At 52.5% G+C, this 255-nt stretch carries 1 protein-coding gene; it reads left to right on the top strand.

The genetic code is table 11. The features are described 5' to 3' along the window. A partial coding sequence (locus tag NNO03_RS22670) for a GTP-binding protein (protein WP_267455027.1) occupies window positions 1–255 on the top strand: 255 nt, incomplete at both ends.

Raw genomic sequence — 255 nt, 5'->3', positions numbered from 1 at the left:
TAGGCGTTCCGTACATCATCGTGTTCCTGAACAAATGCGACATGGTTGATGACGAAGAGCTGCTGGAACTGGTAGAAATGGAAGTTCGTGAACTTCTGTCTCAGTACGATTTCCCGGGCGACGACACGCCGATCGTTCGTGGTTCTGCTCTGAAAGCGCTGGAAGGCGAAGCAGAGTGGGAAGCGAAAATCATCGAACTGGCTGGCTTCCTGGATTCTTACATCCCGGAACCAGAGCGTGCGATTGACAAGCCGT

This window comes from Citrobacter sp. Igbk 16 (assembly GCF_028069755.1).
GTDB lineage: Bacteria > Pseudomonadota > Gammaproteobacteria > Enterobacterales > Enterobacteriaceae > Citrobacter.
This window is presented reverse-complemented; position numbering and strand designations above follow the sequence as displayed.